The organism is Citrobacter sp. Ce006 (assembly GCF_030336535.1).
Classification (GTDB): Bacteria; Pseudomonadota; Gammaproteobacteria; order Enterobacterales; family Enterobacteriaceae; genus Citrobacter; species Citrobacter europaeus.
The window spans coordinates 419,014-438,725 of record NZ_JAOWDO010000073.1 but is presented as its reverse complement, the minus strand read 5'-3'; the positions used below and the strand labels follow the sequence as shown (position 1 = coordinate 438,725).

The window sequence follows — 19,712 nt, the reverse complement described above, 5'->3', positions numbered from 1 at the left end:
GTCAGGCTGTCACCTCCCACTGCATCAGCTCTTCGAGCATCTTTAAGCGCTGCGGTGCGCTCAGGCAAGCCAACCAGGACGATTTTTCCGTCGCGGTAAAGTACTCCAACCAGAACTGACGCATAGATGACCCCTTCGTTGTCTCATCGCTTCATCGGAATCTATTATTGGCTTAATATAGGGATTATAAAATTGCTGAGTTTTCCGCAGGAGTTCCCCTTTTATGTCTTCTGGTCGTTTGCAACAACAGTTCATCCGTCTGTGGCAATGCTGCGACGGCAAAACGCAAGACACGACGCTTAACGAGCTGGCGGAGCTTCTGAGCTGCTCGCGCCGCCATATGCGTACGCTGCTTAATACCATGCAGGAACGCGGCTGGTTAACGTGGGAAGCCGAAGTTGGACGAGGTAAACGCTCGCGCCTGACATTCCTCTATACCGGGTTGGCGCTCCAGCAACAGCGGGCAGAAGACCTGCTGGAACAGGATCGCATCGATCAACTGGTGCAACTGGTCGGTGACAAAACGGCCGTACGGCAGATGCTGGTTTCCCACCTCGGCCGCAGTTTTCGCCAGGGTCGACACATCATGCGCGTTCTCTATTATCGTCCCATGCACAACCTGCTTCCGGGTACGGCATTGCGCCGCTCCGAAACCCATATCGCCCGGCAAATCTTCAGCGCCCTAATACGGGTAAATGAGGAAAATGGGGAACTGGAAGCGGACATCGCCCATCACTGGCAGCAGATTTCACCTTTACACTGGCGATTTTTCCTGCGCCCGGGGATCCATTTCCATCATGGCCGCGAACTGGAAATGGAAGATGTCATCGCCTCGCTGACGCGCATTAACGCTCTGCCGCTGTACTCACACATCACGCAAATCGTCTCGCCCACGGCCTGGACGTTGGATATCCATCTGTCCCAGCCTGACCGCTGGCTTCCCTGGTTATTGGGGCAAGTCCCCGCCATGATCCTGCCGCGAGAATGGGAAACGTTAAATAACTTCTCCAGTCACCCGATTGGCACTGGCCCATATGCGGTGATTCGCAATACCAATAACCAACTGAAGATTCACGCATTTGATGATTACTTTGGCTACCGGGCGCTGATCGACGAAGTTAACGTTTGGGTGCTACCCGACATCGGCGAAGAGCCTGGCGGCGGGTTGACGCTAAAAGGCCCCACGGAGGATGAAAAGGCGATCGAGAGCCGGCTCGAAGAAGGCTGCTACTACCTGCTGTTTGATACGCGCACCCACCGTGGCGCTAATCAGGAGGTCCGCGAGTGGGCTAGCCGCGTTCTCTCGCCAACCCATTTAATCTGCCACGCCGACGAACAGTACCAGCGACTGTGGTTCCCCGCCTACGGTTTGCTTCCCCGCTGGCACCATGCCAGACCCGGCCATGGTGAAAAACCAGCCGGACTGGAAACGCTGACTCTCACTTACTATCGCGATCACATCGAACACCGGATTATCGCGCAGATCATGAAAACGCTGCTGGCGGAACATCAGGTACAGTTGAATATTCAGGAGATCGACTACGATCAATGGCATGCGGGTGAAATAGTTAGCGATATCTGGCTCAACAGCGCCAACTTTACCCTACCGCTGGACTTCTCGTTGTTCGCGCATCTCTGCGAAGTCCCATTACTGCAAAACTGTATCTCGCGGGACTGGGAAAACGATGCCGCCCGCTGGCGAACGGGCGAAATGAGCCTGGCGGCATGGTGCCAACAGATGCTCGCGACAAAGGCCATTGTGCCGTTGATCCACCACTGGCTGATCATTCAGGGCCAGCGCAGTATGCGCGGGCTACGCATGAATACTCTAGGCTGGTTTGATTTTAAATCGGCGTGGTTTGCACCGCCGGATCCTTAATTGCTGCTGAGCAACAAAATCATTACACTAACGCCGTTCTCAACGGGGTGCTAAATAAAAAACATACACAAAATCATTCGATCTGCGTATGGGCTGAGAGATACCCGTCGAACCTGATCCGGATAATGCCGGCGAAGGGATTTGAGTCAGTTCCTCAAGTCCTTTGCCACCCAACTCTTGAGGTGCAAAGTGTTTAAAAAATGTCTTCCGCTTTTACTGCTGTGCGCAGCGCCTGCCTTCGCTAAACCTGTACTGACCGTCTACACCTACGACTCGTTCGCAGCTGACTGGGGCCCAGGCCCGACAATTAAAAAAGCCTTTGAAGCTGACTGCAACTGCGAGCTGAAACTGGTCGCGCTGGAAGATGGCGTCTCACTGCTTAACCGCCTGCGCATGGAAGGAAAAAACAGCAAAGCCGACGTCGTGCTGGGTCTGGATAACAACCTTCTGGAAGCCGCAACGCAAACCAAATTGTTCGCCAAAAGCGGAGTACCAAGTGACGCCGTTAACGTGCCCGGCGGCTGGAAAAACGATACCTTCGTTCCGTTTGACTACGGCTATTTCGCCTTCGTTTACGATAAGAACAAGCTGAAGAATCCGCCCAAAAGTCTGAAAGAACTGGTAGAAAGCGACCAGAAATGGCGCGTCATTTATCAGGATCCGCGCACCAGCACGCCTGGTCTGGGTCTGCTGCTATGGATGCAGAAAGTCTATGGCGATAAAGCGCCAGAGGCGTGGCAGAAACTGGCAGCCAAAACCGTCACCGTCACCAAGGGCTGGAGCGAAGCCTACGGCCTGTTCCTGAAAGGTGAAAGCGATCTGGTGCTCAGTTATACCACCTCTCCGGCCTATCACATCATCGCCGAGAAAAAAGACAACTACGCCGCAGCCGACTTTAGCGAGGGCCATTATTTGCAGGTGGAAGTCGCCGCTCGTACCGCGGCCAGCAAGCAGCCGGAACTGGCCGAGAAATTCCTGAAGTTTATGGTGTCTCCGGCATTTCAGAATGCGATTCCGACCGGCAACTGGATGTATCCGGTAACGCAGGTCGCCCTGCCGCCAGGATTCGAGCAACTGAATAAACCAGCCACCGCGCTGGAATTTACGCCGCAGCAGGTTGCAGCTCAACGCCAGGTATGGATTAGCGAATGGCAACGCGCCGTCAGCCGTTAATTCCCGGCTGGCTGGTTCCAGGGCTTACCGCCGCCACGCTGATGGTGGCCGTTGCCCTGGCCGCGTTTCTGGCACTGTGGTTTAACGCCCCGCAGGGAGAATGGCTCTCGCTGTGGCAGGACGACTACCTGTGGCACGTGGTGCGCTTTTCTTTCTGGCAGGCTTTTTTATCCGCAGTGCTGTCGGTCATCCCGGCGATTTTCCTGGCCAGAGCGCTCTATCGTCGTCGTTTTCCTGGACGTCTGGCGCTGCTGCGCCTGTGCGCGATGACGTTAATCCTGCCAGTGCTGGTGGCGGTCTTCGGTATTCTTAGCGTCTATGGTCGTCAGGGCTGGCTGGCCTCGCTCTGGCATACATTGGGGCTGGAATGGACCTTTTCGCCATACGGTTTACAGGGCATTCTGCTGGCGCACGTCTTTTTCAATCTGCCGATGGCCAGTCGTCTGCTGTTGCAATCACTGGAAAATATTCCCGGCGAACAACGACAGTTAGCCGCTCAGTTGGGTATGCGCGGCTGGCATTTCTTCCGCTTTGTTGAATGGCCATGGCTACGCCGTCAGATCCTTCCCGTTGCGGCGCTCATCTTTATGCTCTGTTTCGCCAGCTTCGCCACCGTTTTGTCGCTGGGCGGCGGGCCGCAGGCCACCACCATCGAGCTGGCGATTTATCAGGCGCTTAACTTTGATTACGATCCCGGTCGTGCAGCCATGCTGGCGTTGATCCAGATGGTTTGTTGTTTAGCGCTGGTACTGCTCAGCCAACGTCTGAGCCGCGCTATTGCTCCCGGCACTACGCTGGTTCAGGGCTGGCGCGATCCCGACGATCGTTTGCACAGCCGCCTGACAGACGCTCTGCTGATTATTCTGGCCCTGCTGCTGTTGCTGCCGCCGCTGCTGGCGGTGATTGTCGATGGCTTTAACCGCCATATGCTGGATGTTCTTAGGCAACCTGTACTGTGGCAGGCGCTGGGAACCTCGCTGCGCATTGCGCTGGCGGCAGGAGCGTTGTGCATTGTACTCACCATGATGCTGTTATGGAGCAGCCGTGAACTACGTGCCCGACAGCAGGTGCTGGCAGGTCAAATGCTGGAGCTGAGCGGCATGATGATCCTCGCCATGCCGGGTATCGTGCTAGCTACCGGCTTCTTTCTGCTGCTCAATAATACTATTGGGCTCCCCGAATCTGCCGACGGCATTGTCATTTTTACCAATGCGCTGATGGCGATCCCTTACGCGCTGAAAGTGCTGGAAAACCCAATGCGTGACGTCACTGCGCGCTACAGTATGTTGTGCCAGTCGTTGGGAATAGAGGGATGGTCGCGCCTGAAAGTGGTTGAACTGCGCGCCCTGAAGCGCCCGCTGGCGCAGGCGATGGCTTTTGCCTGCGTGCTGTCGATTGGCGATTTTGGCGTGGTGGCGTTATTTGGTAATGAGGATTTCCGCACCCTGCCGTTTTATTTATATCAGCAGATTGGCTCTTATCGCAGTCAGGATGGCGCGGTTACGGCGTTATTACTGCTGATCCTGTGCTTCACGCTGTTTACCGTTATTGAAAAATTGCCGGGTCGAAATGTTAAAACTGATTGATATCACATGGCTTTATCACCATTTGCCCATGCGCTTTACGCTGTCGGTCACGCGCGGCGAGCAGGTAGCGGTGCTCGGGCCCAGCGGCGCCGGGAAAAGTACGTTGCTGAATCTGATTGCCGGCTTTCTCACGCCAGCCAGCGGCACGATGATGATTGAAGGTGAAGATCACACCGCCACGCCGCCCTCACGCCGCCCCGTTTCCATGCTGTTTCAGGAAAATAACCTGTTCAGCCATCTGAGCGTGCAGCAAAACATTGGCCTGGGCCTTAATCCGGGATTGAAGCTGAACGCGCTTCAGCGGGAGAAAATGCGCCACATCGCCCAGCAAATGGGGATCGACTCTTTGCTGGTGCGCCTCCCCGGTGAGCTTTCCGGCGGACAGCGACAACGCGTGGCGTTGGCGCGTTGCCTGGTGCGAGAACAACCCATTTTGCTGCTTGATGAACCGTTCTCTGCGCTCGATCCTGCGCTGCGCCAGGAGATGTTAACGCTGGTCGCCGAGGTCTGTCGCGAGAAACAGCTTACATTGCTGATGGTTTCTCACAGCGTAGAAGATGCGGCGCGAATTGCGCCCCGGTCAATCGTCGTCGCCGACGGGCGCATCGCCTGGCAGGGCGAAACGGATGAGTTATTACGCGGTCAGGTCAGCGCCTCGGCGCTGCTGGGCATTAAAGCATAGTGCGTTGCCGGATAAGGCGAAGCCGCCATCCGGCAAAGGAATCGCTAGTAACCCACAACTTTGCGCAGAATATCGATATACACCGGCATCAGCGGATGACGCAGTAACGCCACCAGCGCGACCACGCCGATCCCGAGCGTCAACGGCGCCAGATACAGCAAACGGCTGCGGGGGAAATACGCGGTTAGGCGATCGACAGCCGCTTTGCCACTGCGCCACAGCCGCCAGCACAGCCAACCGCCCACCCATAGCAGCAGCGCCGTCCCCAGCAGCAACCATTTGAAATCTCCGCTCTGCATATCAGAAGGAATATCGATTGCCGCCCCCGCCAGGATCCCCGGCAAGAAGTAGAACGGCGGCCACAGGATGCAGCCAATAATGTTCGGGACGATAAATTTAGCGACAGGCAGATCCAGCATGCCCGCCACCATTGGCACCAGCGGACGCGTCGGCCCGACAAAACGGCCCACCAAAATAGTAAACATGCTGTGCTGATGCAGCGCGTGCTCGGTTTTATCCAGCAACGCCTTGTTCTTTTTCATAAACGACCAACGGTGCAGCGGCTTTTTAAAGCGCCAACCCAACCAGAAGGAGATCCAGTCCCCCAACAGGCAACCAATGATGCCCGCAAGCCAGGCATGCCAGAAGTTCAGTTCGCCGCTGCCAATCAGCGCCCCCAGCCCCGCCATCATCACGGTCCCGGGCAGAATCAGGCCAACCAGCGCCAGCGACTCCAAAAAGGCCACCAGAAGTACGGCGATCAGAGAGTACAGGGCGGACTGGAGAATAAAGTGTTCAAGCAATGCTTGCATAATGTGTCCGTCAGATTTACGAATCAGGGATTTTGATAACCCTTCTCAACTTCGTCAAGCCATCAATTGTCTGAATAGATTGCGAGTTATGACAACTTTCAGGACACATCATTCACTTTTTATTCACATCCAGCGCGAAACTCGCTCGGGCTGGCGCCGGTACATTTTTTGAAAACACGAGAAAAATAGAGCTGATCGTCAAAGCCAACATTGCGCCCGACGGTGGCGATCGGCATACGTGTGGTACTCAGCAATAGCTTCGCCTGGCTGATGCGCTGATCCTCACGCCAGCTTAATACGCTAATTCCAAGCTGTTGGCGGAAGAGATGCGACAAGCGGGAAGGCGACAGGCAGACATGCTGCGCGACGCTGGCGATGTCAAAATTACTGTCCGCCAGGTGATCGCTGATGTACTGGCAGGCATCGCGTACGCGGTTGTCCATGGGCGGGTGCAGCGATTCGTTAATAGCTTCCATCCGTCGCAGCAATAACTGCTCCAGTAAATTAATCGCTAACAGTTCGGAATAGCGGCCTTCTCCCTGTCCGGCGTTGATTATCTGCCCAAACAGTTCATTAAAATGCGGCTGATGCGCTTCATCCGGACGAAAGAAACCGGTCTGGGCAAAAATGGCCGGCCAGGCCAGCCACTCCTGCCAGTAAGCGCGCGGGCGAAAGTAAACCCACTGGTGATACCATTCGCTGGCGTCAGGATGACGTCCATAATGGTGAATTTCTCCAGGTGGAAACAGCAAAATATCACCAGGCCGGCAGACAAACTGCTTGCCCTGATTATTAATAACCCCTTCGCCACGGATGGTGAGATTGAGGATATAACCCTTCATCCCCAGCGGTCTGTCGATAAAAAAATCCAGGTACCCGTTTGCCTCAATGGGGGTTAATCCGGCCACCAAATGCGCGTTAAACGAATAGCCTGGCAGCAAGGGATCGTTTTGCGTTTCAGCCATAATTTCAATACTCCCTATATTCTGCTAAGAAACAATTTGTCCATATAACGCCAGACATCATCGGCGTCGCCCCTGCGTGCCGCAGTGTTTGCGGTAATGGACCATCAACCCCGCTTGTGAAAAGCAATTTGTAAAAAACATGTACTGGGCCAACGTCAAAATCAGCTAACAAAAGTGTCTATAACTACGGCAGAAATGTCCACATTGATTATTTGCACAGCGTCACACTTTGTGATCCCACAGCATTTTAGTCCATAAGATTAGCGGATCCTGCCTGACGGTTTTTATCCCCACTCACTACTGTTTATCCATACCCGTATTTTTGGATGGAGTAAGACGATGGCGATTGCAATTGGCCTCGATTTTGGCAGTGATTCAGTACGCGCATTGGCAGTGGAATGTGCCACCGGTGAAGAAATCGCCACCAGCGTAGAGTGGTACCCACGTTGGCAGCAAGGGCAGTATTGCGACGGCCCGAACAACCAGTTTCGCCATCATCCGCGCGACTACATTGAATCTATGGAAGCGGCGCTGAAAACCGTACTGGCCGAACTGAGCGCGGAACAACGCGCGGAAGTGGTCGGCATTGGCGTTGACAGTACCGGTTCAACCCCGGCCCCCATCGATGCCGACGGCAACGTACTGGCGCTGCGTCCGGAGTTCGCGGAAAACCCAAATGCAATGTTTGTTCTGTGGAAAGATCACACCTCAGTAGAAGAAGCTGAAGAAATCACCCGCCTCTGCCACACGCCTGGCAAGAGCGATTACTCCCGCTATATCGGCGGTATTTATTCCAGCGAATGGTTCTGGGCCAAAATCCTGCATGTGACTCGCCAGGACCACGCGGTTGCCGAAGCTGCGGTCTCGTGGATTGAGCTATGCGACTGGGTTCCGGCCCTGCTCTCCAACACCGTACGCCCGCAGGATATTCGCCGCGGTCGCTGCAGCGCCGGGCATAAATCCCTGTGGCATGAAAGCTGGGGCGGTCTGCCGCCAGCCAGCTTCTTTGACGAACTTGACCCCATCCTCAACCGCCATCTGCAATACCCAATGTTTACCGATACCTTCACGGCCGACCTGCCGGTTGGCACCCTGTGCGCCGAGTGGGCACAGCGTCTGGGGTTAGCGGAAAGCGTGGTGATTGCCGGCGGCGCTTTTGACTGCCATATGGGGGCGGTCGGCGCGGGCGCACAGCCCAATACGCTGGTGAAAGTCATCGGCACGTCGACCTGCGACATTCTGATTGCCGACAAACACAGCGTTGGCGAACGCGCGGTGAAAGGCATTTGCGGCCAGGTTGATGGCAGCGTGGTGCCACATTTTATTGGCCTCGAGGCGGGTCAGTCTGCATTCGGCGATATTTATGCCTGGTTTAGCCGCGTGCTGAGCTGGCCGCTGGAACAGCTTGCCGCGCAGCACCCGGAGCTGAAAACACAGATTAAAGCCAGCCAAAAACAGCTGCTGCCAGCGCTAACCGAGGCCTGGGCGAAAAATCCATCGCTTGATCATCTGCCGGTAGTGCTCGACTGGTTCAACGGTCGCCGTACGCCCAATGCCAATCAGCGTCTGAAAGGCGTAATTACCGATCTGAATCTGGCAACCGACGCGCCGGCGCTGTTCGGTGGTCTGATTGCCGCCACAGCCTTTGGCGCACGCGCCATCATGGAATGCTTCACCGAACAAGGCATTGCGGTTAACAACGTCATGGCGCTTGGCGGTATCGCGCGTAAAAACCCGGTCATCATGCAGGCCTGCTGTGACGTGCTAAACCGTCCGCTGCAGATTGTCGCTTCAGACCAGTGCTGTGCGCTCGGTGCGGCTATCTTCGCCGCTGTTGCCGCGCAGGTCCATGCAGATATTCCAGCCGCCCAGCAGCACATGGCAAGTGCAGTAGAAAAGACGATGCAACCTCGTCCAGAACAGGCTCAACGCTTTGAACAGCTTTACCGCCGCTACCAGCTGTGGGCGGTAAGCGCTGAACAACAGTACCTTCCGACTGCCGCACCGGCGCAGCAAGCCCCGGTAGACCTGGCAACCCTGACTCATTAAGGACACGACAATGACAATTTTTGATAACTATGAAGTGTGGTTTGTGATTGGTAGCCAGCATCTGTATGGCCCGGAAACACTGCGTCAGGTAACCCAACATGCCGAGCACGTTGTTAACGCACTGAATACTGAAGCTAAACTGCCCTGCAAACTGGTATTAAAACCGCTGGGTACTTCACCTGACGAAATTACCGCTATCTGTCGTGATGCCAACTATGACGATCGCTGCGCAGGCCTGGTGGTCTGGCTGCATACCTTCTCCCCGGCCAAAATGTGGATTAACGGTCTGACTATCCTCAACAAACCGCTGATGCAGTTCCACACCCAGTTCAACGCCGCCCTGCCGTGGGACAGCATTGATATGGACTTTATGAACCTGAACCAGACCGCACACGGCGGTCGCGAGTTCGGCTTCATCGGTGCGCGTATGCGTCAGCAGCACGCCGTGGTCACCGGTCATTGGCAGGATAAGCAAGCGCACGAGCGTATTGGCTCCTGGATGCGCCAGGCCGTGTCCAAACAGGATACCCGCCATCTGAAAGTCTGCCGTTTTGGCGACAACATGCGCGAAGTAGCGGTCACTGATGGCGATAAAGTTGCCGCACAGATCAAATTCGGCTTCTCGGTAAACACCTGGGCCGTGGGCGATCTGGTGCAGGTAGTGAACGCAATTAGTGACGGTGAAATCAACGCGCTGATCGACGAGTACGAAAGCACCTACACCATGACGGCGGCGACGCAAGTCCATGGTGAAAAGCGTCAAAACGTACTGGAAGCGGCCCGTATTGAGCTGGGGATGAAGCGCTTCCTGGAACAGGGCGGATTCCACGCCTTCACCACCACATTTGAAGATTTGCACGGCCTGAAACAACTCCCGGGTCTGGCCGTACAGCGTCTGATGCAACAAGGCTACGGCTTTGCGGGCGAAGGCGACTGGAAAACCGCCGCTCTGCTTCGCATCATGAAGGTGATGTCAACCGGTCTGCAGGGCGGCACCTCATTTATGGAGGATTACACCTACCACTTCGAGAAAGGCAACGATCTGGTGCTCGGCTCGCACATGCTGGAAGTGTGCCCGACCATCGCGGTGGAAGAGAAACCGATCCTCGACGTACAGCATCTCGGCATTGGTGGTAAAGACGATCCTGCCCGTCTGATCTTCAACACTAAAACCGGTCCGGCAGTGGTTGCCAGCCTGATCGATCTCGGCGATCGTTATCGCCTGCTGGTTAACTGCATCGACACGGTGCAAACGCCGCACTCCCTGCCGAAACTGCCGGTGGCTAACGCGCTGTGGAAGGCACAGCCGGATCTGCCAACCGCATCTGAAGCCTGGATCCTCGCCGGTGGCGCGCACCACACCGTGTTCAGCCACGCGCTGGATCTGAACGATATGCGCCAGTTCGCTGAAATGCACGATATCGAGATCGCAGTGATCGACAACGATACCCGTCTGCCGGCCTTTAAGGACGCACTGCGCTGGAACGAAGTGTATTACGGCTTCAAACGTTAACAACTGCCGGTTGGCGGCGTAGACACCTTATCCGGCCTACAGGATGTGCGATTTGTAGGCCGGATAAGCGTAGCGCCATCCGGCAAGATTCATCGGAGAGCATCATGTTAGAAGATCTCAAACGTCAGGTACTGGAAGCCAATCTGGCGTTACCTAAGCACAATCTGGTCACCCTGACCTGGGGGAACGTCAGCGCTGTCGATCGCGATCGCGGCGTGTTTGTGATCAAACCTTCCGGGGTCGATTACAGCGTAATGACCGCAGAAGATATGGTCGTCGTCAGTATCGCTACCGGTGAAGTTGTAGAAGGTACGAAGAAACCCTCTTCCGATACCCCGACGCACCGTCTGCTGTATCAGGCATTCCCAACCATTGGCGGTATTGTTCATACTCATTCACGCCATGCAACCATCTGGGCGCAGGCCGGTCAGTCGATTCCGGCCACGGGTACCACCCATGCAGATTATTTCTACGGTTCTATTCCCTGCACGCGGAAAATGACCGAGGACGAAATCAACGGCGAATATGAGTGGGAAACCGGTAACGTGATCGTTGAAACCTTTGAGAAACAAGGCATTGACGCTTCGCAGATGCCTGGCGTGCTGGTGCATTCTCACGGTCCGTTTGCCTGGGGAAAAAATGCCGAGGATGCGGTGCATAACGCCATTGTGCTGGAAGAAGTCGCCTATATGGGGATCTTCTGCCGTCAACTCGCGCCACAGTTGCCGGATATGCAACAAACCCTGCTGGATAAACACTACCTGCGCAAACACGGCGCAAAAGCCTACTATGGGCAGTGAAATTAATACAAGCGCGCCCGGAAAGAGTGGCGCGCTTTCTTTTTATTCCGTTATATATTCTGCAAACGAACTGCGATACATACAATTATTAGCACAAACGTATTTAATCACGTTATCATAATGTCCCAGAGTATCCTCCCCATCCAGTGAATGAAAGAAAATATAATCTGCAATTGTTGATTGCCAGCGTTGTCCGTTCAATAAGTAATTAATAACCGTATCACGATGCCCATTTATTCTGTCATGTCCTTGCCAGTGAAAAAAAGCATTCCCTCGTTCAATAACCTCAGTACGCCAGATTTGCCCTGACCACGTTCTATACTCAATGTATCGACTTACCGACTTAATTGTAGGATTAGATAACTGAGTATTCACGAAGAGATAGTGATCATATCCTACCTGTAACGCCTGAGTATAAACATTCATAATACCTCTCCATCATACAACACACCCAAGCTATTGATATAAAACACTCGAGCTATCAGATGAATAAAATTATATTAAGCGATAAAAATCAAATTATACAGAGAGATATTCCCGACGAAATCGAACTGAAAATCCGTTTTTATCCAGACAATAGCAAGCCATATAAATATATTATACTCAACCTGACAACCCGAATGTTTCGATTAAAATAGTTACACTAACCATGAATAAAAACAAATAAAAATAGGGACAATTTTCTCTGAACCGAGGGATAAGTAACAAAACCGGATGAGCACAATTCCGAAAATGACACAAAAATCCTGATACGGACTTCCAACTTATGAAAAATACATAACCACAAAGAAATAGTAAATACAAATAGCCATGACAGGCCAATAAAATAATTCAAAGGAAAATATTCAAGAGCGGCATTCATTTATTCAATACCAAACCCGACCCTGTAACACTTTACTGCAGAGGGAGTTTTGCCTTTACTGTTGCGGCAACTTCCTGCAACGTTCATTTTTAACTGTACAAAATAACAGTGCAATCATGTAAACCAGGCTATAATAATGCCTGGTTTTTTAATGGATACGCAGCGTGGAGCAGGCAGGCTTTATTTTAACCCGGCACTGGCGGGACACCCCGCAGGGAACTGAGGTCTCATTCTGGCTGGCTACAGACGACGGGCCACTGCAAGTCACGCTCGCGCCTCAGGAGTCGGTGGCGTTTATTCCTGGCAGTCAGGTTCCTCGCGTAACATCATTATTACGCACTGAAAACGGCTATCGCCTGACGCCGCTTCAGTTGCAAGACTTCCACCGCCAGTCCGTTTCCGGCCTGTATTGCCGCTCACATCGCCAGCTTATGCGCCTGGAAAAACTGCTGCGCGAAAACGCGGTTACTGTCTATGAGGCTGACGTGCGCCCGCCGGAGCGGTATCTGATGGAGCGCTTTATCACGTCCCCTGTTTGGGTTGAAGGCGACAGACATAATGGCACGCTGGTTAATGCCCGGCTGAAGCCGAACCCGGATTATCGACCGCCGCTGAAATGGGTATCGCTGGATATCGAAACCACGCGCCACGGCGAACTCTACTGTATCGGTCTTGAAGGCTGTGGGCAGCGTATTGTCTACATGCTCGGCCCGGAAAACGGCGACGCCTCAGCGCTGGATTTTGAACTCGAGTACGTCGCAAGCCGCCCGCTGTTGCTGGAAAAACTTAACGACTGGATTGCCCGTCACGATCCCGATGTGATAATCGGCTGGAACGTCGTGCAATTCGATTTACGCGTCCTGCAAAAGCATGCCGAACGTTACCGTATTCCTCTGCGTTTTGGTCGTGATCATAGCGAGCTGGAGTGGCGCGAGCATGGCTTCAAAAACGGCGTGTTTTTCGCACAGGCTAAAGGCCGCCTGATTATCGACGGCATCGAGGCGCTCAAATCCGCATTCTGGAATTTCTCGTCATTTTCGCTGGAGACGGTATCGCAGGAGCTGCTGGGCGAAGGGAAGTCAATTGATAATCCCTGGGACAGGATGGACGAAATCGATCGCCGGTTTGCCCAGGATAAGCCCGCGCTCGCCACCTATAATCTCAAAGACTGTGAACTGGTCACGCGTATTTTTCATAAAACCGAGATCATGCCATTCCTACTGGAACGATCGACGGTCAATGGCCTGCCGGTCGACCGGCACGGCGGCTCCGTTGCCGCCTTCGGCCATCTCTACCTGCCGCGAATGCATCGGGCGGGTTACGTGGCACCAAATCTGGGGGAGGTTCCCGCGCACGCCAGCCCCGGCGGCTACGTAATGGACTCACGCCCGGGTTTGTACGACTCCGTACTGGTGCTGGATTACAAAAGTCTGTATCCGTCAATTATCCGTACATTTTTGATCGATCCGGTGGGACTTATTGAAGGGATGGCGCATCCGGATCCGGAGCACAGCACCGAAGGATTCCTTGACGCCTGGTTCTCACGCGAAAAACATTGCCTGCCGGAAATCGTTACCCAGATCTGGCATGGGCGCGATGAAGCCAAACGCCATGGCAATAAACCGCTCTCGCAGGCGCTGAAAATCATCATGAACGCATTTTACGGCGTGCTTGGCACCACCGCCTGCCGTTTTTTCGACCCGAGGCTGGCTTCGTCTATCACCATGCGCGGTCACGCGATCATGCGTCAGACCAAAGCGCTGATTGAAGCTCAGGGTTACGACGTTATCTATGGCGATACCGACTCGACCTTTGTCTGGCTTAAAAAGGCGCACTCAGAAGAGGATGCCGCCCGGATTGGCCGTGAGCTGGTGAGCTATGTCAACGACTGGTGGGCGCAGTCGCTAAAGCAACAAAACCTGACCAGCGCGCTGGAACTGGAATTTGAAACCCACTTTTGTCGCTTTCTGATGCCAACCATTCGCGGTGCAGATACCGGCAGCAAAAAACGCTACGCCGGGATGATTCAGGCGGGCGCTGAGCAGCGCATGGTGTTTAAGGGGCTGGAAACGGTACGAACCGACTGGACACCGCTGGCCCAGCAGTTTCAGCAGGAGTTGTACCTGCGAATTTTTCGTAACCAGCCCTATCAGGAGTTCGTTCGCGAGACTATCGACCGTCTGATGGCGGGTGAACTGGATGAACAACTGGTGTACCGTAAGCGTCTGCGCCGCCCGTTGAGCGAATACCAGCGCAATGTTCCGCCACACGTGCGCGCTGCGCGGCTAGCCGATGAGCAGAATGTCAAACTGGGGCGTCCACCGCAGTATCAGAATCGCGGTACGATTAAATATGTCTGGACGATTAATGGTCCAGAACCTGTTGATTATCAGCAGTCTGCTCTCGATTATGAGCATTATCTGACCCGTCAGATCCAGCCGGTCGCCGAGGGAATTCTTCCCTTTATTGACGATAATTTTGCTACACTACTCACAGGACAACTGGGGTTATTTTGACGCGTGACGAAACCGCCGCCATCCAGTACCATAGCGCCCTTTCCATTCCTGGACCCATTTAACACCACTACCACTGATTTATTAGCCTGGTAGCGGGGTCGTATGCTCTCAATAACGGGGATTAGCCCGGAAAATGACGAGTATTGCCTGCAATTAAAGATATAGAGCCGAACATATATGCCTTTTACACTTGGTCAACGCTGGATCAGCGATACAGAAAGCGAATTGGGACTTGGTACTGTTGTCGCCATGGATGCGCGAACCGTCACTTTACTTTTCTCATCGACGGGCGAAAACCGTCTGTATGCGCGCAGTGATTCCCCCGTGACCCGCGTGATGTTCAATCCTGGTGATACGATAACGAGCCATGAAGGCTGGCAACTGCATGTCGATGAAGTAAAAGAAGAAAACGGCCTGCTTGCCTATATCGGAACCCGCCTTGATACAGAAGAAACCGGTGTAACGCTGCGTGAAGTGCTGCTCGACAGCAAACTGGTATTCAGCAAACCGCAGGATCGCCTGTTTGCCGGTCAGATTGACCGTATGGACCGCTTTGCGCTGCGCTATCGCGCGCGTAAATTTCAGAGCGAGCAGTACCGTATGCCATGGAGTGGTTTGCGTGGTCAACGTACCAGCCTTATCCCCCACCAGCTCAACATTGCCCATGATGTTGGCCGCCGCCATGCTCCTCGCGTTCTGCTGGCTGATGAAGTTGGTTTAGGTAAAACCATTGAAGCCGGGATGATATTGCATCAACAGCTACTTTCCGGCGCTGCAGAACGCGTGCTAATCATCGTCCCGGAGACGCTACAGCACCAGTGGCTGGTCGAAATGCTGCGCCGTTTCAACCTGCGCTTTGCGCTGTTCGATGATGAGCGTTATGCAGAGGCGCAGCACGACGCCTACAACCCGTTTGAAACCGAACAGTTGGTTATCTGTTCGCTGGACTTTGCCCGTCGCAGTAAACAGCGTCTGGAGCACCTGTGTGACGCCGAATGGGATCTGCTGATCGTCGATGAAGCCCACCACCTGGTGTGGAGCGAAGACGCGCCCAGCCGTGAATATATGGCCGTTGAACAACTGGCAGAGCGCGTGCCGGGTATCCTGTTGCTGACCGCAACGCCTGAACAGCTGGGCCTGGAAAGCCACTTTGCGCGCCTGCGCCTGCTGGATCCAAACCGTTTCCACGATTTCGCCCAGTTTGTTGAAGAACAGAAAAACTACCGTCCGGTCGCCGACGCCGTCGCCATGCTGCTGGCTGGCAACAAGCTGAGCAACAATGAGCTGAACATGTTAGGCGACATGATTGGCGAACAGGATATTGAGCCGTTATTGCAGGCGGCAAACAGCGACAGCGAAGACGCCCAGAGCGCACGTCAGGAGCTGGTTTCGATGCTGATGGACCGCCACGGCACCAGCCGCGTGCTGTTCCGTAATACCCGTAACGGTGTGAAAGGCTTTCCGAAACGCGAACTGCATACCATCAAATTACCGTTGCCAACCCAATACCAGACGGCGATTAAAGTCTCCGGCATTATGGGCGCGCGTAAGAGTGCGGAAGACCGGGCGCGCGACATGCTCTACCCGGAACAGATTTATCAGGAGTTCGAAGGCGACACCGGCACCTGGTGGAACTTTGACCCACGCGTGGAATGGCTGATGGGCTACCTGACCAGCCACCGCTCGCAAAAAGTACTGGTCATCTGCGCGAAAGCCACCACCGCGCTTCAACTGGAGCAGGTACTGCGCGAGCGTGAAGGTATCCGCGCCGCCGTGTTCCATGAAGGGATGTCGATCATTGAACGTGACCGCGCGGCGGCCTGGTTTAGCGAAGAAGATAGTGGCGCCCAGGTGATGCTGTGCTCTGAAATCGGCTCCGAGGGGCGTAACTTCCAGTTCGCCAGCAATCTGGTGATGTTTGATCTGCCGTTCAACCCGGACCTGCTGGAACAGCGTATTGGTCGTCTGGACCGTATTGGTCAGGCGCATGATATCCAGATCCACGTTCCATACCTGGAAAAAACCGCGCAATCCGTGCTGGTGCGCTGGTACCACGAAGGTCTGGATGCGTTCGAACACACCTGTCCGACCGGACGCACCATCTATGACACAGTCTATAACAATCTGATCGGCTACCTGGCTGAGCCAGAAAACACCGATGGCTTTGACGATCTGATCAAGACCTGCCGCGAACAGCATGACGCGCTGAAAGCACAGCTGGAGCAAGGGCGCGATCGCCTGCTGGAGATCCATTCGAACGGCGGCGAAAAAGCTCAGCGGCTTGCTGAAAGTATTGAAGAGCAGGACGACGATACCAGTCTGATCGCCTTCGCGATGAACCTGTTTGATATCGTTGGTATTAATCAGGATGACCGTGGCGACAATTTGATCGTGCTGACACCGTCCGATCATATGCTGGTGCCAGATTTCCCTGGACTGCCGGAAGATGGCTGCACCATTACGTTTGAGCGCGATGTCGCTCTGTCGCGTGAAGACGCGCAGTTTATTACCTGGGAGCATCCGCTGATCCGCAATGGTCTGGATCTGATCCTCTCCGGCGACACCGGAAGCAGCACAATTTCGTTGTTGAAAAACAAAGCGTTACCGGTCGGTACTCTGCTGGTTGAACTGGTCTACGTTGTGGAAGCGCAAGCGCCGAAACAGCTGCAGTTAAACCGTTTCCTGCCGCCAACGCCGGTACGTATGCTGCTGGACAAAAACGGCAATAACCTTGCCGCGCAGGTTGAATTCGAAACCTTTAACCGTCAGCTCAGCGCCGTTAACCGCCATACCGGTAGCAAACTGGTCAACGCCGTCCAGCAGGATGTTCATGCCATTCTGCAGCTCGGCGAAGCGCAGGTGGAAAAATCGGCCCGCGCGTTGATCGACGCGGCGCGTAAAGAAGCGGACGAGAAGCTGACGGCAGAACTCTCCCGTCTGGAAGCGCTGCGCGCCGTTAACCCGAATATCCGTGATGACGAACTCAGCGCAATTGAAAGCAACCGTCAACAGGTGATGGAAAGCCTGGATCAGGCAGGCTGGCGTCTGGATGCCCTGCGCCTGATCGTCGTGACGCATCAGTAACGGAGCCATACATGGGGATGGAAAACTATAATCCGCCGCAGGAACCCTGGCTGGTTATCCTGTATCAGGATGAGCACATTATGGTGGTCAACAAGCCGAGCGGCTTGTTGTCCGTGCCGGGCCGTCTGGATGAGCACAAAGACAGCGTGATGACGCGCATTCAGCGCGATTATCCGCAGGCTGAATCCGTACATCGTCTGGATATGGCCACCAGCGGCGTGATTGTAGTGGCGCTAACGAAAGCGGCAGAGCGCGAACTAAAGCGCCAGTTTCGCGAACGTGAGCCGAAGAAACAGTATGTTGCGCGCGTGTGGGGGCATCCCGCTCCTGCCGAGGGACTGGTTGATTTACCGCTGATTTGCGACTGGCCGAACCGGCCAAAGCAGAAAGTGTGTTATGAGACCGGAAAATCGGCGCAGACCGAGTATGAGGTGGTGGAGTTCGCGGCGGATAATACCGCCCGGGTTGTGCTCAAACCCATTACCGGACGCTCCCACCAGCTGCGTGTGCATATGCTGGCATTAGGGCATCCGATCCTGGGCGACCGCTTCTACGCCCCGCCACAAGCCCTGGCGTTAGCACCGCGCCTGCTGCTGCACGCAGAGATGTTAACCATCACGCATCCCGAATACGGCAACAGTATGACGTTTAAAGTCCCGGCGGATTTTTAAATTCTGAGCCAATTTATGCCGGGGGCGCTTCGCTTGCCCGGCCTACATTCATTAACGTAGGTCGGATAAGGCGCTAGCCGCATCCGGCAATTCAATCACTTGAATCCTTTTTGATCCTTAATCAGCTCGTACGCCTTCTGAATTTCCTGCGCTTTTTGCTTCGCCATTTCCATCATTTCTGGCGGCAGGCCTTTCGCAACCAGTTTGTCCGGATGGTGCTCGCTCATCAGCTTACGGTATGCGCGCTTAATGGTGGTCACATCATCGGTCGCTTTCACTCCCAGTACATTACAGGCATCTTCCAGCGTCGGGCCGCGTTGCGCTTGCTGCCAACCGCCGCCACCGGACTGCTGTTGATACCCGCCGCCAAACTGCGCGCCGCCCTGCATCATGCGCAGGAACTGATCAAATTGGGTACGTGAGATCCCCAACTCTTCAGCAATCACATACAGCACTTCACGCTCGTTAGGATGCAACGACCCATCGGCAAATGCCGCCTGGATCTGAATCTCCAGAAACATGCGGATCAGATCGAATCGACCAAAACAGACGCTGCGAAACTGACGCATCTTTTCACGTAATGGGTAATTGTCTGATTTTCCCACCCGGAAGGCGTGTTGCGCGGCGGTGCGCGAATCTCCGTGCAAATTCATCCGATCCATCAATTGGCTGGCGATATGAATATCGGCTTCCGTGACGCGACCTTTGGATTTGGTCAGATGCCCCATCACCTCAAAGGTGGTGGCAAAAAACAGCGCCTGGCGTTCACGTTGGTTGGCAAACCACGCCATTTTGCGCATGCGGGCTTTGTCGAACATGTGGCCAACTAACAGGCCCAGAACCACACCCCAGAAGCCGCCGCCCATCATTAAGGCCACGGCTACACCAATTATCTTTCCCCAATACTGCATAGACTCCCCAAACCTTTATGCTCTCAGCCAGGCTATGTCCCACAATATAAGGTGCTTTTACCGATTTGCGGCTGCGGTCAATTGTGGGACATCGCCTATAATTTGCATTATCATACCTGTCATTCAATGCCGTGCCTAACACCACAAACGCTATACCCGTTGGATTTCGAGTTGCAGCAAGGCGGCAACGTAGTGAGTCCCCTGTAGCT

The 19,712-nt window shown here is 54.4% G+C and carries 15 protein-coding genes and 1 riboswitch; of the genes, 10 read left to right on the top strand and 5 right to left on the bottom strand.

Annotated elements, in window-relative coordinates; genetic code table 11:
• Window position 1: 1 nt before the first annotated feature.
• Window positions 2-124, bottom strand: coding sequence for a glucose uptake inhibitor SgrT (sgrT, locus tag OGV94_RS20800; protein WP_043018414.1), 123 nt, complete (start codon window positions 122-124; stop codon window positions 2-4).
• A gap of 99 nt (window positions 125-223) precedes the next feature.
• Between sgrT and sgrR the strand changes: the two genes are divergently transcribed.
• The 4 genes from sgrR to thiQ all read left to right on the top strand — a co-directional run bounded on the left by sgrR (window position 224) and on the right by thiQ (window position 5,320).
• Window positions 224-1,879, top strand: a complete 1,656-nt coding sequence (gene sgrR / locus OGV94_RS20795; RefSeq protein WP_075145209.1) for an HTH-type transcriptional regulator SgrR — start codon at window positions 224-226, stop codon at window positions 1,877-1,879.
• A 33-nt stretch (window positions 1,880-1,912) separates the two neighbouring features.
• Window positions 1,913-2,037, top strand: a riboswitch (TPP riboswitch).
• A gap of 31 nt (window positions 2,038-2,068) precedes the next feature.
• Complete coding sequence (thiB, locus tag OGV94_RS20790; RefSeq protein WP_221922673.1) at window positions 2,069-3,052, top strand: thiamine ABC transporter substrate binding subunit; 984 nt, start codon at window positions 2,069-2,071, stop codon at window positions 3,050-3,052.
• Complete coding sequence (gene thiP, locus OGV94_RS20785; RefSeq protein ID WP_075145211.1) at window positions 3,028-4,638, top strand: thiamine/thiamine pyrophosphate ABC transporter permease ThiP; 1,611 nt, start codon at window positions 3,028-3,030, stop codon at window positions 4,636-4,638. The genes thiB and thiP overlap by 25 nt, the downstream gene beginning before the upstream one ends.
• Window positions 4,622-5,320, top strand: coding sequence for a thiamine ABC transporter ATP-binding protein ThiQ (gene thiQ, locus OGV94_RS20780; protein WP_286524301.1), 699 nt, complete (start codon window positions 4,622-4,624; stop codon window positions 5,318-5,320). The genes thiP and thiQ overlap by 17 nt, the downstream gene beginning before the upstream one ends.
• Window positions 5,321-5,364: 44 nt before the next feature.
• On the opposite strand, the gene OGV94_RS20775 is transcribed toward thiQ, so the two are convergent.
• Together OGV94_RS20775 and araC are read right to left on the bottom strand one after the other, a co-directional pair.
• A complete protein-coding gene (locus OGV94_RS20775; protein ID WP_043018409.1) occupies window positions 5,365-6,132 on the bottom strand; it encodes a DedA family protein in 768 nt (255 codons plus the stop codon).
• Window positions 6,133-6,251: 119 nt separating this feature from the next.
• Window positions 6,252-7,097, bottom strand: a complete 846-nt coding sequence (araC, locus tag OGV94_RS20770) for an arabinose operon transcriptional regulator AraC (protein ID WP_006686679.1) — start codon at window positions 7,095-7,097, stop codon at window positions 6,252-6,254.
• 339 nt (window positions 7,098-7,436) lie between these two features.
• On the opposite strand from araC, the gene araB reads away from it, so the two are divergent.
• From araB to araD, 3 genes are all read left to right on the top strand, one after another.
• Window positions 7,437-9,146 (top strand): ribulokinase, encoded by a 1,710-nt coding sequence (gene araB, locus OGV94_RS20765; RefSeq protein WP_286524300.1) that lies wholly within the window; start codon window positions 7,437-7,439, stop codon window positions 9,144-9,146.
• A 10-nt stretch (window positions 9,147-9,156) separates the two neighbouring features.
• Window positions 9,157-10,659: an L-arabinose isomerase gene (araA, locus tag OGV94_RS20760; RefSeq protein WP_181634080.1), complete on the top strand. Its 1,503-nt coding sequence runs from the start codon at window positions 9,157-9,159 to the stop codon at window positions 10,657-10,659.
• 104 nt (window positions 10,660-10,763) lie between these two features.
• Entirely contained in the window at window positions 10,764-11,459 is a 696-nt protein-coding gene (gene araD, locus OGV94_RS20755; RefSeq protein ID WP_043018406.1) for an L-ribulose-5-phosphate 4-epimerase, read from the top strand.
• Window positions 11,460-11,501: 42 nt separating this feature from the next.
• Here araD and OGV94_RS20750 read toward each other — a convergent pair whose 3' ends face one another.
• Window positions 11,502-11,885 (bottom strand): DUF4751 family protein, encoded by a 384-nt coding sequence (locus tag OGV94_RS20750; RefSeq protein ID WP_043018405.1) that lies wholly within the window; start codon window positions 11,883-11,885, stop codon window positions 11,502-11,504.
• A gap of 600 nt (window positions 11,886-12,485) precedes the next feature.
• On the opposite strand from OGV94_RS20750, the gene polB reads away from it, so the two are divergent.
• The 3 genes from polB (at window position 12,486) to rluA (ending at window position 18,592) form a co-directional block, all read left to right on the top strand.
• A complete protein-coding gene (gene polB / locus OGV94_RS20745) occupies window positions 12,486-14,837 on the top strand; it encodes a DNA polymerase II (RefSeq protein ID WP_286524298.1) in 2,352 nt (783 codons plus the stop codon).
• Between the two features lie 177 nt (window positions 14,838-15,014).
• Entirely contained in the window at window positions 15,015-17,921 is a 2,907-nt protein-coding gene (gene rapA, locus OGV94_RS20740; RefSeq protein ID WP_043018402.1) for an RNA polymerase-associated protein RapA, read from the top strand.
• An 11-nt stretch (window positions 17,922-17,932) separates the two neighbouring features.
• Window positions 17,933-18,592, top strand: coding sequence for a bifunctional tRNA pseudouridine(32) synthase/23S rRNA pseudouridine(746) synthase RluA (gene rluA, locus OGV94_RS20735; protein WP_042312382.1), 660 nt, complete (start codon window positions 17,933-17,935; stop codon window positions 18,590-18,592).
• A gap of 95 nt (window positions 18,593-18,687) precedes the next feature.
• On the opposite strand, the gene djlA is transcribed toward rluA, so the two are convergent.
• Window positions 18,688-19,503: a co-chaperone DjlA gene (gene djlA, locus OGV94_RS20730; RefSeq protein WP_286524295.1), complete on the bottom strand. Its 816-nt coding sequence runs from the start codon at window positions 19,501-19,503 to the stop codon at window positions 18,688-18,690.
• Window positions 19,504-19,712 lie beyond the last annotated feature (209 nt).

Bases quoted from the DNA above. Each gene is read 5' to 3' on its own strand.
- sgrT (WP_043018414.1), bottom strand. From the start codon at position 124: ATGCGTCAGTTCTGGTTGGAGTACTTTACCGCGACGGAAAAATCGTCC.
- sgrR (WP_075145209.1), top strand. From the start codon at position 224: ATGTCTTCTGGTCGTTTGCAACAACAGTTCATCCGTCTGTGGCAATGC.
- thiP (WP_075145211.1), top strand. From the start codon at position 3,028: ATGGCAACGCGCCGTCAGCCGTTAATTCCCGGCTGGCTGGTTCCAGGG.
- thiQ (WP_286524301.1), top strand. From the start codon at position 4,622: ATGTTAAAACTGATTGATATCACATGGCTTTATCACCATTTGCCCATG.
- OGV94_RS20775 (WP_043018409.1), bottom strand. From the start codon at position 6,132: ATGCAAGCATTGCTTGAACACTTTATTCTCCAGTCCGCCCTGTACTCT.
- araC (WP_006686679.1), bottom strand. From the start codon at position 7,097: ATGGCTGAAACGCAAAACGATCCCTTGCTGCCAGGCTATTCGTTTAAC.
- araB (WP_286524300.1), top strand. From the start codon at position 7,437: ATGGCGATTGCAATTGGCCTCGATTTTGGCAGTGATTCAGTACGCGCA.
- araA (WP_181634080.1), top strand. From the start codon at position 9,157: ATGACAATTTTTGATAACTATGAAGTGTGGTTTGTGATTGGTAGCCAG.
- araD (WP_043018406.1), top strand. From the start codon at position 10,764: ATGTTAGAAGATCTCAAACGTCAGGTACTGGAAGCCAATCTGGCGTTA.
- OGV94_RS20750 (WP_043018405.1), bottom strand. From the start codon at position 11,885: ATGAATGTTTATACTCAGGCGTTACAGGTAGGATATGATCACTATCTC.
- rapA (WP_043018402.1), top strand. From the start codon at position 15,015: ATGCCTTTTACACTTGGTCAACGCTGGATCAGCGATACAGAAAGCGAA.
- rluA (WP_042312382.1), top strand. From the start codon at position 17,933: ATGGGGATGGAAAACTATAATCCGCCGCAGGAACCCTGGCTGGTTATC.
- djlA (WP_286524295.1), bottom strand. From the start codon at position 19,503: ATGCAGTATTGGGGAAAGATAATTGGTGTAGCCGTGGCCTTAATGATG.